Genomic DNA, 14,637 nt, shown 5'->3' with positions numbered 1-14,637 from the left:
TCGTTCCACTTTTAGCACAGCCTTTTTGAAAATACGTTATAAACTTGAAAAAAAACCTTCTGGATATTCTTCATATTGGATTTGATTTGTTTGCTCCTCCATATTTTGGCTTGATGTCAGCAATTCCACCTCTTGATCCATCAAATACGTTTCAAATTTCGAGTTTAACAATTGTTCCATTCCACGTTACCCCTTTCATTAATTGAATTTTCTGATAAATTTATTATATACTAACTTTTTATTAAAAATCAATAAATAATACTCATTATGCATAATATGTATATATTTCATCTCTTTTCGAGATAAGATAAACTTAAAATAATTTCGAATACATAATAATATTCATCCTTATCAATTTTCCATATCAAAAAAGCATCCAATTGAATAATTTACTTGGATGCTTTTTTCGAATTTATTAAGCTGTAACGCTTTTATTATTATTGTCCATACCGTTACCGCCATACTTATGTTGCGTTAAAATTTGAATCACTACAAGCACAATAAAGATTGCGAGACCTACCCAATCAGAGAATTTTTCTGGATAGATGAGCAACAGTCCAGCTACGATGGCAATCAGACGTTCAAACCACAACACTTTACGATACCAATAGCCAATTACGCCAGCACCAATGGCAACCATTCCCGTAACAGCCGTAAAGACTACCCATAATATTTGCGGTATCGTTGTATCAATCATTAATAATGCTGGTGAGAAAACAATCATATACGGAATAATAAATGCTGCAATGGCAAGTTTTGCAGAGTTTACACCAGTCTTAATTGGATCGCCACCCGATATGCCAGAAGCCGCAAATGCAGCGAGTGCTACCGGCGGTGTAATATCGGCAATAATACCAAAATAGAACACAAAGAAGTGCGCCGATAATAAGACAACAACTGGCACTAATTCTTGTGGTGTATTCGGAGATAATAACGCCACAATCGCTGGTGCTGCAATGGTTGATGTAATAACATAGTTTGCCGTTGTTGGAGCACCCATCCCTAAAATTAGTGAAGCAATCATAACGAAGACAAGTGTTAAAATAATACTTCCTCCAGCTAAAGCTACTAAGCTATTAGCTAAACTTAAGCCTAAACCTGTTTTAACCACGACCCCTACAATAATACCAGCGCAAGCTGTTGCCGCAACTACACCAAGTGCTGTACGAGCTCCTTCAACTAGCGCATCGATAATATCTTTCGGCTTTAAGCGCGTATCTTTGTTAAACATCGCGACTGCAATGGATATTAAAATCCCATATAGTGCAGCATGCATAACAGGTGTACCTGTTAGCATCAGTATAATAATAGAAATGATTGGTAATAACAGGTAAATCTTCTTAAATACCTCTTTGCGATTTGGCATTTGATCATCACGTAACCCTTTTAAGCCGACACGCTTTGCTTCAAAATGCGTCATAATCCAAATACCTGTAAAATACAGCAACGCAGGAATAGCAGCTGCTTTTGCAATATCCCAATATGTAATTCCACGTCCAATGAACTCCACCATTAGAAATGCCGCAGCACCCATAATCGGAGGCATTAACTGCCCACCAGTAGAAGCTGCCGCTTCTACTGCACCAGCAAATTCTTTACGGTATCCTAGCTTTTTCATCATTGGAATCGTGTATGAACCGGATGTAACTACATTGGCAACAGAGCTTCCTGAAATCATACCTTGTAGAGCACTTGAAAAGACAGCTACTTTTGCTGGGCCACCAATTAATTTTCCAGCGAATGCTACAGCTAGATCATTAAAATATTGCCCAACTCCCGTTTTCACGAGGAATGCCCCAAACAATAAGAACACAAAGATAAATGTAGCCGATACACTAATCGGTGTTCCTAAAATACCATCTGTCGTATAAAACATAAGATTCACGATACTTTCAAAATCTTGACCTCTATGCGCCATAAAGGCTGGGAAATAAGGACCGAAATAGGCATAAATTAAAAAACATACTGCGATAATCGTTATCGGTAAACCTACCGCCCGACGTGCAGCCTCAAGCACAAGAAAGACAGCTATTAATCCTACTATAAAATCCAACTGTGTAATTGTCCCATTGCGATTAACAAGTTCTGTATAATTCAATGCCCAATATGAACCAACTACTACCGACAATAACGATAAAATATAATCAAACCATGCAATTTTATGCTTCGGCGCCTTTCTACGAGCAGGAAATAATAAGAAAATCAGGGCTAAACCAAACCCTAAGTGTATCGTCCGTTGAATCGGTGCTGTAAATTGTCCAAAAATTGCTGTATACAATTGAAACAATGAAAATGCCAATAATCCAAAGAAGATTATATGTTTCATAATGCCTGATATCGTTCGCACATTGGATTCGATATCGTATTTTTCAAGTATCGCTTGTTGCGCTTCTGCCGATATTTGTTCAAATTCTTCTTTTACTTCGGTGTTACGTTCATGCTGTTTTGTCATTCCATCCTAACTCCTTTCCATCGTTCATAAAGCGATAATCGCTTCACCTCAAATAAATAGGATTTACCCCTTTGTAAATCTTTTTTTAAATCATATTCATGCTCCAAGTAAACAAACACAAGGTCTAAGTCTAAATCCCCAATATAAATTGTGAAATTATCAATGACTTCCTTGTCAAATTGCAAAAAATATTTACCATCGCGTTGTGTTAACGTTTGGTCTTCCTCCGCGTAGCCTGGCATCCCAATTGCTAAGTCCTCATACTCCATTCCAATCATTTGAATACGCTGTTCTTCTACGCAGCGATAATACTCCAGTACGTCAGATTTATGGATAGAGTGTGTGTACCTTATACGAAAATCCTCATCAGATGTTCGTGGAATATAATGTACGATTGGATCGTCTATCCGTGTTTCTGTAAATGCGAATACCTTTTGAAGAGGAAGAAAAATAAATATGCCAAAGCATATACAACATACGGCTATGATCACACCTATTCTCCTCTTTCGCATCACATCTGTTCCCCCACTTTAAAAACTATTCGCTATATTGCTAGCACCTTTATGTAACAAAAAGGGACCCGAAGCTTTACGCAATCCGAGCCCCTTTAATGTTTAAGAAAATATAAACACCATTATCAATGTCCAAAAATCACCTTGTTAAACTACGAGCAAATAATAAGTTTTTCAATAGCTTGGAACATGTAAAGCGATGTTGTCCTATTTAGTTTCATCAAAGTATTTTTGAGCACCTGGATGAATATCAATACTGATACCATCTAAAGCTGTTTCAGCTTTAATAAATGCACCTTTAGCATGTGAAATTTTCCCTGTATTACTATAAATCGCTTTTGTCATAGCATATACAACATCTTCTGGTAAATCCTTATTCACTGCTAACATCGCAAGAACAGAAACAGTCTCTGTATCATTCGCAATACCATAAGTACCAGCTTTTACTGTATCTTTTGCATAGTAAGGATATTTGGCAATAAGCTCATCTGCTTTACCAGCATCTACACCGATAATATTAACCTTTGTCGTTGCATTTAATGCCTCTACAGCTCCTGTTGGTGTACCAGCAGTAATGAATGCCGCATCGATTTGGCCTGATTGAAGACCATCAGTAGACTCACCAAAATCAAGATTTTGCGCTTTAATGTCATCCATTGTTAATCCATGAATTTCAAGTAATTGTTCCGCATTGGCATAAGTCCCAGAACCCGGAGCCCCTACGGAAACTTTTTTCCCTTTTAAATCTGCATATGTTTTAATACCAGAAGCTTCAGTTGTCACTAATTGAACAGTCTCTGGGTAAAGTGCACCTAATGCCGCAATCGTATCAATTTTTTTGCCTTCAAACATAAATTTACCTTCAGTTGCGTAATAAGCGATATCTGTTTGCACAAACGCAATTTCACCTTTACCTTCTTGCAAGGCAGTCATATTTGCTGCAGAGGCTTGAGAAACTTCTGCTGTCGTTTTAATACCTGTTTCCGTTGTAATTAAATCAGCAAATGTACCACCTAATGCATAGTAAGTACCTTGCGTTCCACCTGTTAATAAACTTAAAAATTTTGGCTTTTCAGAGCTAGCTGTATCACCATTCCCATTTTCCTTATCCGAACCTGTACTACTATCAGATCCACATGCCGCTAAAATTAGTAGCGCAATGGCACTTAATAGCATCAATAATCTAAATTGCTTTTTCTTCATATTAACCTTCCCCCTTTGGTTATAATTAAGAATCAATTTAAAATTATCAAATTTAGTATAATTATGTCAACCTATTTATAGTAAATTCAGATAATTATAATTATACAAAATGTCATAAATGCGAACAATGAACATTTAAAATACATCGTTCTTTACCCTTCTTTTTTCTCTAATAAACTAATAAATACTCTATTACTATAAAAACACTAGTGTAGAAATGTATACATATTGTATAAAATTATACTCCTTGTTTGCTATTCATTTTTATTACATGGAAAATAGGATAAAACTCACAATCTAATATGCAACGTAGTGGTGGAGGATGCATAAGCCCCGCCCGTCTATGTGAGCAGCCTGTAACGCAAAAAACACCCCCAAAATATACGTAGTGGTAGGGTGTTTCAACTTTATGTTAAAATTAGCCAACTAACTTCCTGACTGGATTGCTCCACATGCAATTCTTGTACCTGAATTACCAGCAGGGTCTGTTTTATAATCGTCTGCTGCTTCATGAATAACTAATGAAGTACCTTCTCCATCCATTAAGGAATTTTCAGCATTCTTTTGTAATGTTACACCTTCAGCTAAGAAATTTAAATCTACCGTCCCATCCTCACCAACTTCTAAATTTGGTAAATCGCCTAAATGATAGCCATTTGGATTTAATTTTCCATGCTCCTTATTTGTTGGATTAAAATGCGAACCTGCCGATTCAAACTTGGGTGCTTCACACTTCGCTACTGAATGAATATGAATACCATGTGTGCCTGCTGGTAAACCACTTAATGCTAAAGTTACTTTAACACCATTGTCTTCTTCCTCAAAAAAAGCATTCCCATAGCTCTCATTATTCGAACCAATTACTTTTGCAGTTGCCGTTAAAGACGATTTGGCATTAGAGTTAACGGCTACTTTTTCATCTTTCTTATCAAAAAGGTTGCATCCTCCGACAAAGACAGTCAAAGAAATAATTAAGATAGATATTTTTTTCATGTTATTACCTCCTCTATTTCTGATGGTACCCATCTCTACCAATAGTTATGCAATACATACTGGTGTTTTCTCATCACGCCATCAAAAGGTAATATCATGAAAACTGCTTGTAACAGTAATTAATGGCTGAAGTCTTTATATTGAGCGTATTAGATTGACCCCAATCAATCCAATACTTACTATGCCGTCGATGGCCAATCATAGTAAGCCGAAACCCTTTGCTTACATTTTGTACTGTTTAAGCAAGGGGCAACACTTGCGTTTCCATCAATTAGTAGTTAAACCTCGTTATCGGTGCAAACTACAACAACAAAGAGGCTGGGACAAAAGAGAAAAAGTGTTAGATTGATGGCAGTCAATCTAACACTTTTTTGCAGCGCCGTTGTTGTCCGCTTCGGCGGTGCTTTCCACGGGCACACACGTAAGCCGCAGGAGTCACCGCCTCCGCTACCAACAACTAGTGAACACTTCTAATTTTTTATTGCAAAAGCAAGAATCGCTAAGTGTGCTAAGTCTCCATATAGCAAAAATTTATGGACACCTTTCCTCTGTACCTTAAATTATTTTAGTTTTGTCCCAGCCTTCTTCTCTACTATGATTGAATAACACCACATGCAATTCTTCCGCCCGATTCACCAGTAGGGTCTGTCATATGGTCGTCCTCATTTTCATGAATGACAAGCGCAGTACCTTCCCCATCCATCAAAGAGTGTTCAGCATCTTTTTGTAACGTTACACCTTCAGCCAAGACACTCATAGTTGCAGTACCGTCCTCCGCTACCTCTAAATTCGGTAAATCCCCAAGATGATGACCATGCGGATTATCCTTGCCATGCTCTTTCTGCGTTGGATTGAAATGCCCTCCTGCAGTACCGAAATCCGGCCCTTCGCATTTCCCCACTTCATGTATATGCATACCATGTTTTCCAGCAGGTAAACCACTTACTGTAACCGTTACTTTAACACCATCAGCCTGCTCTTCAAATATGGCTTCTCCTAAACTTTTATTATCCGAACTCATAACTTTCGCAGTCGCTGTTAAAGCAACCGAGCTATCTGATACCGATTGTTGTTCCGCTTTCTCATCTTTATCACCACAACCCACCAAAAAAACACCTAAAGAAATAATCAATAAAGTTGTCAATTTCATTAAATTACCGTTGCCAAAAATCTATAAATATCTATAAATCTTGTTTAATTCCCTGTTCAACGAGTCCGATTTCAAACGCTACAAGTAACCAATCTACTTTCGTTTGATATAACTCTCCGAGGGCGTAAATTCGGATACAACGCATCCTACATATTAACGTTATCTTGTTGGTGATATTATGCTAATTTATCTAGCAAGATTAATACTTGCATTTAAATTCCTATTAATAGCTAAGCCACAACTATAAACTTGATCTTTGAGTTTTAAGTCTTTCTTAATCTCCCCACAGTGACTACAAGTTTTGGTTGATGGATAAAATCTATCTGCTACTACGAACTCAATTTCTCTAAATTTACACTTATATTGAAGTTGTCGTCTAAATTCATAGTAACTTTGTTTTGAATTAGCTTTAGATAGATGCTTATTTTTCATCATGCCTTTAACGTTTAAATCTTCTAATACAACTCTGTATGGCTTGGTTTTCACTATACATGTTGTCGTTTTGTGAAGATAATTATTCCGTATATTAGTCAATCTTCTGTGGACTTGTCGTATCCGTTTTTTAAGTTTTACGATATTCTTAGTTTTGACATACTCCTTTCCTTTGTTATTTTGTTTTTATTTTCTAGTTACTTGTCTTTGTGGTCATTTTAATCTCTTTTCAATTTTTCGAACTACAGAAGATTTATTTATATTTTTATACACGTTGCCGTCTGAATAAACGGCTAATTTTTTAATTCCAACATCTATTCCTACTAGGGTTATTGTATTTAACACGGAGCGGTGATTGCTCGTACGTTCTAACCCACCCCGCTTTTTCAATAAGTACCATCTTTTTATCTTTTACTTTTAACATACAATTATCATTGTAGAAAGACTTCTTGCCCTTCTTCATGCTTTTATATGTTGGTTTATTTGCTGACCTTTGAAATATTTTTTGTACGCATCACAAGCATCTTTAACCGCCTGTTTTGCAAAATTGTTAGATACTTCATTTAACCAAGACAATTCCCTTTTCTTTAATTGGGGCATTTTTTTCTTAAAACATCCATTTTTGAAATTATCTTCTTGTTTTGTAAGTGTCCAATTATAAATAAATCTTGCTGTTCCTACTGAAGGCCACAACTTTTGTTCTTGTAATTCACTTGGGTACAATCTAACTTTCTTTGCCAGTATCATTCTCTAGCAACTCTCTTTTAAACTGTTTTGCCTATCTTATTTGCAACAATGAGAATCACACTGCAACAACTATAAAATTAACTTATATTTGTATAGATTCATTTAAACTGTATCATCCCCCTTTTTATAAGTTTATCATTTATCAGAATACTCCCGCAACTCATAACTAGGTATTTATTCTCATTACAAATAAAGGGATTTCTCAGAAAAACACTGAGAAATCCCTATGTTCCATTAATTTAAAATTTTTACCGTAACTGTTCGAACACCCCAATTACGAGCTTGTCCATCGGAAGGGATAAATACATCAATTTTATTCCCTTTTATCGCACCACCAGTATCAGCAGCTATCGCTTCACCATAACCTTCTACCCACACCTTCGTTCCAAGTGGAATAACGCGGGGATCAACAGCAATCACTTTTAAATTTGGATTTGAACGTATATCTGTCCCATTTGCTGTAATACCTGAACAACCTTTACAATATGCTGTATAAGCTGTTGCGCGCATTGTATATGTCTGACCATTCTGACTTGCTGGAGCACTTACAGCTGTTGTAGCTTGTTTTGTTGTGGCCGCTTTTGTTGAAGCTTGTTTGCTTGCAGGTTTTTGTGCAATACTTTTTGCTGGTTTTGGCTTTGCTGCTGAAGCTTTAACAGCTAACGTTTCACCAACTAAAATTAAATCAGAAGTGAGGTTATTCCATTCTTTTAAATCTTCCACCTTAACATTATAAGATTTAGCAAGACTGAATAATGTATCACCGGCCTCAATAAGATGGTTGTCATCTGTCTTTTCTTCCTCCAGTATTTTTTCCATACTCAAGGTTTGATCAGGATTAATCCATATCGAATCAAATTCGTCTAACTGTTGCAACTCGGCTAAACTCAAATTATAAATAGGTGAGATTCCCCAAAGTATGTTGCTCGTTTGACCAGTATATACTCCCTTAGCAGAAGTAGTACTCCCGAACATCCCCATGCCAAGAGTCATTGCTACAGCTAATGCTATTGCCTTTTTCTTCATAATAAGTAATACCTCCAGTTGTTTTGTATTTTCTGCAATCTGTTGCTAGCACACTAGAGAATTAGGCTCTTAAGTATGCAAACATTATTGTAGAATGCATCTAAATATCACAGGACTTGGACCTGATATTACAAATTATTACTATTTAATCAGTAAAATATACAATTTCAATCAATTTTTTCTCCAATTAAACAATTATATGGAAAATTAAGATCAAATCTCTACAATCTATTTGCATATTTTATATAATGGAAATACAGTTTTTATAGCCGATAAAGTAGAAAAGGAGATGCCTTGAACTCGATTTTATAAAGTGAATTTTGGTTAATGAGTTAAACCTAACGGTAACCGGTTGGCGATTCACACTACTCTAGTTGCTGTAGAAAAAAGGATTTAGCAAATATATCACTATATATACTAATTACGTTTACTCCGTTAATGTAAAATAAATCTTTATTAACCTAATAATTACAATTTATATACTATATGTAATACTTAAAATACAAATAGTTAGGTCATATACTAATTTGAAAGTTGGTGTCCTACTGTGATTCGAGTAATAATTGCAGATGATGAACCGTTAGCTCTTTTAAACATGGAAAAAAAGTTGGAAGAATTTGATTCAGTAGAGGTTGTTAAAGCTTTTTCAACAATTAAAGATTTGCTTGATGAGGCACCGACATTGGATTATCAGGTCGCTTTTTTAGATGTTGAAATGCCAGGTATGGACGGTTTGCAAGTTGCTCAAATATTAAAGGAATGGAAGAAGAATGTCTGTATTGTTTTTGTGACAGCGTATCGAGATTATGCTGTGCAGGCATTTGAAATTAATTCCTTAGACTATTTACTAAAGCCTATTTCTAAATCTCGACTAGAGATGACTATAAATAGGATACATGAACTATTCCAATTAGAGATAGCCCTCCCTACTCAAGTTCAACACAATGAGCCCTCCCTTAGTATACAGTGCTTAGGCGGATTCACTGTCTTACATAATAAGAACATCGTGCATTGGCGAACTGTTAAAACAAAAGAATTATTTGCCTTTCTTTTATCTAATCTCAACAGCCATGTACCAAGAGATACAATCATCGATGCATTATGGGCTGAAACTGAATACAAAAAGGCAAGAGTGCAACTCCATACAACTGTTTCTTATCTACGTACAACTCTCTCAGCGTTAGGGTACTTTAACGTTTTACAGTATGTAAACGGCTGTTATATTTTACAGCTAGACAATTTTCAATCTGATGTCTTGGAATTAGAGCACCTGTTAAAGCACAAAGAGGAAGTCGGAGAGCTAGATGTAGAAAGAGCCGAAGCATTTATTCAAAATTCTCATGGAGAATACATGGCTACATTAGATTACTCGTGGATTCATAGTAAGTCGAATTTCATTCATAACCAAATTACGCTTTTACTAAATTACTTAGTGGAGCATTATAAGACAACCAACAATGTAGAAAAAAGAGAGCGTACTTTACTAGTGATGCTCGAGTACAACCCATATTCAGATAAAATCATCCAAGAGCTTCTTCAACTCTATATTGAAGAGGATAATCGGGCTAATGCAGTAAAAGTTTACAAAGACTTTAAGAATGTCTTATTTACTGACTTAGATATTTTACCTAATCAAGAAACTATAGAATTATACGCAACAATAGCACAAGAGTAAAAATGTAGCTGCCTCTTAAGAGACAGCTACATTTTTTGGTCGATTTAGAGAATTATTTACCGATTCGGGAGAAATCCTCCACCACGCGTATACAGTTTCTACCTGATTGTTTCGCCTCATACAATGCCTGATCCGCAATCGCTATCAACTGATTCGGGTCACAAATAGAGGAAGAATAAACGGTAACGCCTGCCGACAAGGTAACTGGACGACCACTTGGATTATCCGCTTGCGCTTGTTTAACTCGCAATTCCTCAGCTAATTTAACGGCATCTTCAATTGCTGTATAAGGTAAAATAATTAAAAACTCCTCTCCACCATATCTAAAACAACTACCCTGTACACTTTCTTTCATTTTGTTTGCAAAAGCTTTTAAAACCTCATCCCCCACTGTATGCCCATATGTATCATTGACACTTTTAAATTCATCTAAATCTATTAAAATAATGGCATGTGGCACTTTTTCTGTAATTAAATTATTTAATACTTGATCCATGCTTCGGCGATTCGGAATACCTGTTAAGGAATCTAATTTTAACTGGTTAGTTAATTCCTTAATTTTATTTTGTGAATCAGCTCTTACCTTTAACATGACACCTTTCAAGTCGCACGCCTCTGCATACCAGTCATTCACTAATTGTAAATCGTTAATTCCACAGCCCTCTTGTCCAATTTTAACAATATCTTGTAGAGGTCGAATAATCTTCAACACAAACCACAGTACCAACATGAAAACGGCTGCTACCATTAACGATAAAGGCAGAATTATTTTCTTTAAGAACACACTAACAGAGACAACACGCTCTTTTTGTAACTGATTTACTGCCTGTTCAAGCCTATCCTTTACTAATACTTCAGTTGGTGAGTTTTGTAATGACTCTTGTGTATTAATTTCAGCTATATCAGAAACTTCCTCTATAAAAGCTTCCTGTAAAGCATGGTTAGGCTGTGTTAGCATTTCACTGTAACTTTTATAACTAATCCAAATACTGATACTTGATGTAACGAGTACAACAATTATTATCATACTAACAATGACAAACGATAAATTTAACTTAAATTTCTCCACAATAGATCATTTCTCCCATTGAGATGATATTTTGCTAAAGCTATATATAATAAGTTCAATTCTCATATTAAAAGTTTTTATTTCATCATCATACGTCATACCTCTTAAAAAATACTTAACAACTAATCATTTTAACCTCTGTAACCTAAAACATAATTACTCAAAAAGCACTAATAATGTGTGAAAATCTTCAATTTATATACATAAAGTTTTCTTTATAGCGAAATGCATATTTTCTTTTTCTTTATTTCATGGCATGGTAAAACTATACAATCTAATATTTTACTTACAGGAGGCTTTATATTGGCGTTGAGAAAACCTATCGTCAAACATTTGCTAGTTATTTTTATAATTTTTATCGTCCTAACGATCTTCCGACTTCTCTGGCTTGCATATTTTACACCTTCTAATAATCAGCCCATTGCACAAGCAGGTATTTTAGATATGCGCCATCAAACTTTATCGGAAGATGAGATCTATCAAATCAATGGTGAATGGATTTATTATCCTGAAGTATTGTTAAAAACAACGAACAGTAATCAGACAATCAGTTCTATCGAACAAACTGTCCGTAAAATTCCTATGCAAAAGGGTTCAGCAACAAAACAACATTTTGGTACATATCGTGTAAAAATCTTATTAAGTGCTAATACCCATTCAAATCACCGTTATGCAATACGAGTTCCTGCAATCTCTACTGCATCAGCGCTATATATTAACGGGAAACTTGCAGGACAGTCTGGAATGGTGTCTACAAATCCCAGCACTCATAAAGGACAGGCAGCTCCTTACACTGTATATTTCACTGAAGAGCAGTCTGAAATTGATGTCATTTTACATGTTTCCAATTTTGATACGCCCTCAAATTTGGTTATAGATAAACGTCTTTCTTTTAGCTCTGCTTCAGCCATGATGCACCATCAATTCATTACACAATTATCGCTTGTAGCTATCGCTATGTTGCTTATTTTATTTGCGTTATTTAGCATTCTTGTCTTCCTCTTTATTTATCGTAAAAAAATCGTATTATTGTTCACCGTCGGTTTTCTTTTACCTTTAGCTGACGAACTTATTACTTATGATCGTTCCATACTTGATTGGTTACACTTGGATTATGTATGGTCATTAAAGCTGTCCAATCTTATTTATCTTGGCGCTTCTTATTTCTTTGTGCAGTTTATTCGCGTCTTGTTAGTGCAATATCAACAAGCAAAATATTTCCGATGGTTTACAACATTGTATGCTATAGGCGCCCTGCTTATTATCCTATTGCCTATTCAATTGCTACACACAGCTAACTTGGTCTTCTTTATGCTTTATGTCGTGTCATTTTTATATGTCATTGTACTAGCATTAAAAGAGTACATAGGAATTCAAGAAAGTTCGGCTTTTATTGCTTTTACAGCTATTGGCACAACAAACGGTATTATTTGGGGCCTTATAAAAACGTATTTTGTTTTAGATATCCCGTTTTACCCATTAGACTATTTAATGATTGCACTGGGCTTTGCAGGTTATTGGTTTAAACGCTTTTATGAAAACCAACAACAGATTAATCTGCTAGTTGCCAAATTACAAAAAGATGGGGAAATGAAGGATGAGTTTTTATTAAGCAATGCACAAAAGCTTTGGGACCCTATGAATAAAATGATTACTTTAGGACAAACAATTTATGATAATCCAAACAATTGCTTTGTGACGGAAGACAAGCAGAATTTAAAATATTTAATTGATATAGGACGCAGCATGTCCTTTACGCTCAATGACATCGTGGATTATACGCGATTAAAAGATGAAAATTTACATCTTCATAAAAAGAATGTCCGTATTCAAGGCGTGGTTTCGGGTGTATTTGATATGCTACGTTTTATTGCTGTAGGAAAACAAATTCAAATGACATCTTCTATTGCAAGAGACTTCCCTCTTGTGCTAGCCGATGAAAAACGGCTTATTCAAATTCTTTTCAATCTGCTACACAGTTCTATTAAAAATACCAACACTAGTTCAATCGAAATTAGCGCAACAATAGAAAGAAATATGGCCGTAATTCATATCAAACTGACAGAGTCTGGAACGAACCATTCTGATATTAGTCTTCACGAACATCTTTTTTCTTCTGACAAAGGGCTTGCAGATAATGAAGAAATTCATCTTAGTTTATTGGTTTCTAAGCAACTAATTGATTTACATGGAGGATCATTACTAAATAAAGGAGCTGATTTTCTTTTTACTATCCCCATTGCGGATGACATGGTAGAGATGGGACAAGTAAATGATGAACGACCAGAGGATATTCATTTACAGGAGAACAACACGCAGTTAAAAGCTTCTCCTACTGAAAAGCAGTTTAAAATTTTAATGGTCGATGATGACCCTGTAAATTTAACAATGATGCGAAGTTTATTTTCTGCTACAGAATATAACATTACAACCATTACAAGTAGCGAAAAGGCACTGGATTTATTGCGTTTGCAAAGATGGGATTTAGTCATTATTGATGCCATGCTCCCATATATTTCTGGATATGCTTTAATTGAAAACATTCGACAGCATTATACCTTACTAGAGCTACCAATTTTATTGTTAACTGCTCGAAATAATCCTGAAGATGTGTATACTGGGTTTGCGCATGGGGCCAATGATTATGTAACGAAACCTATTAATTCTTTGGAACTAAAAGTACGTTGTCGAGCTTTAATTGATTTAAAATATAGTATCAATCAGCAGCTACATTTGGAAACCGCTTGGCTTCAGGCACAAATACAGCCTCATTTTTTATATAATACGCTTAATACAATTGCCTCACTGAGCACAATTGATCCAGATCGAATGATTGACTTAATGCATCAATTCGGGAAATATCTCCACGCAAGCTTCGATGTAAGGAATTTACAACGCGTTGTACCACTTCGCGATGAACTTGAACTCGTCCGTTCATACCTTTATATCGAACAGCAACGTTTTGGCGAACTATTACAAATTGATTGGGATATTGATGAACAGATTGATGTTGAGATTCCTCCAATTTCATTGCAAACGCTTGTAGAAAATGCATTACGACATGGTGTATTAAAACAAAAAGGTGGCGGCACTGTCTGTATTCGAATTAAAGAGCTTGCTGATTATGTGACCGTCAGTGTAATTGACAACGGTATTGGTATCGATGCCACGACATTAGCACAATTGCTATCCGATACGAATACAACAAGTAGAGGTATTGGACTACGCAATACGGACCTCCGCCTCAATAGAATTTATGGTCAAAGGTTACAAATCAAAAGCACACCAAATGAAGGCACAACCATCACCTTCCACATCCCCAAATAATAGTAGTGCCAGTCACTCACACAATTCTTGCAACCGCTCAAGCACAAGACG

General features: G+C 35.7%; 10 protein-coding genes and 1 pseudogene. 2 read left to right on the top strand and 9 right to left on the bottom strand.

The annotated features are described in order from the left end of the window. Positions 1-36: 36 nt before the first annotated feature. The 8 genes and pseudogenes from MHH88_RS01970 to MHH88_RS01935 all read right to left on the bottom strand — a co-directional run bounded on the left by MHH88_RS01970 (position 37) and on the right by MHH88_RS01935 (position 8,515). Positions 37-180 carry a hypothetical protein gene (locus tag MHH88_RS01970; RefSeq protein WP_339261275.1) on the bottom strand — a complete coding sequence of 48 codons (144 nt, stop codon included), beginning with the start codon at positions 178-180 and terminating at the stop codon, positions 37-39. 235 nt (positions 181-415) lie between these two features. After that, positions 416-2,452, bottom strand: a complete 2,037-nt coding sequence (locus MHH88_RS01965) for a TRAP transporter permease (RefSeq protein ID WP_069512963.1) — start codon at positions 2,450-2,452, stop codon at positions 416-418. Continuing rightward, positions 2,449-2,943, bottom strand: a complete 495-nt coding sequence (locus tag MHH88_RS01960; protein WP_339261273.1) for a DUF1850 domain-containing protein — start codon at positions 2,941-2,943, stop codon at positions 2,449-2,451. Before MHH88_RS01960 ends, MHH88_RS01965 begins: the two co-directional genes overlap by 4 nt. 228 nt (positions 2,944-3,171) lie before the next feature. After that, positions 3,172-4,167 carry a TAXI family TRAP transporter solute-binding subunit gene (locus MHH88_RS01955; RefSeq protein WP_339261271.1) on the bottom strand — a complete coding sequence of 332 codons (996 nt, stop codon included), beginning with the start codon at positions 4,165-4,167 and terminating at the stop codon, positions 3,172-3,174. 426 nt (positions 4,168-4,593) lie between these two features. Further along, complete coding sequence (locus MHH88_RS01950; protein ID WP_339261269.1) at positions 4,594-5,160, bottom strand: superoxide dismutase family protein; 567 nt, start codon at positions 5,158-5,160, stop codon at positions 4,594-4,596. 592 nt (positions 5,161-5,752) lie between these two features. Beyond that, a complete protein-coding gene (locus tag MHH88_RS01945; RefSeq protein ID WP_339261267.1) occupies positions 5,753-6,265 on the bottom strand; it encodes a superoxide dismutase family protein in 513 nt (170 codons plus the stop codon). Between the two features lie 231 nt (positions 6,266-6,496). Then, positions 6,497-7,489: pseudogene (locus MHH88_RS01940) on the bottom strand (transposase). Between the two features lie 234 nt (positions 7,490-7,723). Continuing rightward, a complete protein-coding gene (locus tag MHH88_RS01935) occupies positions 7,724-8,515 on the bottom strand; it encodes a 3D domain-containing protein (RefSeq protein ID WP_339261266.1) in 792 nt (263 codons plus the stop codon). 547 nt (positions 8,516-9,062) lie between these two features. Here MHH88_RS01935 and MHH88_RS01930 point away from each other — a divergent pair. Beyond that, positions 9,063-10,190, top strand: a complete 1,128-nt coding sequence (locus tag MHH88_RS01930; RefSeq protein WP_069512968.1) for a response regulator — start codon at positions 9,063-9,065, stop codon at positions 10,188-10,190. A gap of 52 nt (positions 10,191-10,242) precedes the next feature. On the opposite strand, the gene MHH88_RS01925 is transcribed toward MHH88_RS01930, so the two are convergent. Continuing rightward, positions 10,243-11,259 (bottom strand): GGDEF domain-containing protein, encoded by a 1,017-nt coding sequence (locus MHH88_RS01925; protein WP_339261264.1) that lies wholly within the window; start codon positions 11,257-11,259, stop codon positions 10,243-10,245. Positions 11,260-11,562: 303 nt separating this feature from the next. Between MHH88_RS01925 and MHH88_RS01920 the strand changes: the two genes are divergently transcribed. Then, complete coding sequence (locus MHH88_RS01920; RefSeq protein WP_339261262.1) at positions 11,563-14,586, top strand: ATP-binding protein; 3,024 nt, start codon at positions 11,563-11,565, stop codon at positions 14,584-14,586. The last annotated feature ends 51 nt before the right edge of the window (positions 14,587-14,637 follow it).

The sequence above is a fragment of the Lysinibacillus sp. FSL K6-3209 genome (assembly GCF_037976175.1).
GTDB classification, from domain to species: domain Bacteria; phylum Bacillota; class Bacilli; order Bacillales_A; family Planococcaceae; genus Lysinibacillus; species Lysinibacillus sphaericus_D.
Note: the sequence above shows the minus strand (reverse complement) of the source record. Positions and strands in the feature narration are given on the sequence as shown.

What these genes read in the sequence shown, in the direction of transcription:
- MHH88_RS01970 (WP_339261275.1), bottom strand. Translation starts at nt 180, where the DNA reads ATGGAACAATTGTTAAACTCGAAATTTGAAACGTATTTGATGGATCAA.
- MHH88_RS01965 (WP_069512963.1), bottom strand. Translation starts at nt 2,452, where the DNA reads ATGACAAAACAGCATGAACGTAACACCGAAGTAAAAGAAGAATTTGAA.
- MHH88_RS01955 (WP_339261271.1), bottom strand. Translation starts at nt 4,167, where the DNA reads ATGAAGAAAAAGCAATTTAGATTATTGATGCTATTAAGTGCCATTGCG.
- MHH88_RS01950 (WP_339261269.1), bottom strand. Translation starts at nt 5,160, where the DNA reads ATGAAAAAAATATCTATCTTAATTATTTCTTTGACTGTCTTTGTCGGA.
- MHH88_RS01935 (WP_339261266.1), bottom strand. Translation starts at nt 8,515, where the DNA reads ATGAAGAAAAAGGCAATAGCATTAGCTGTAGCAATGACTCTTGGCATG.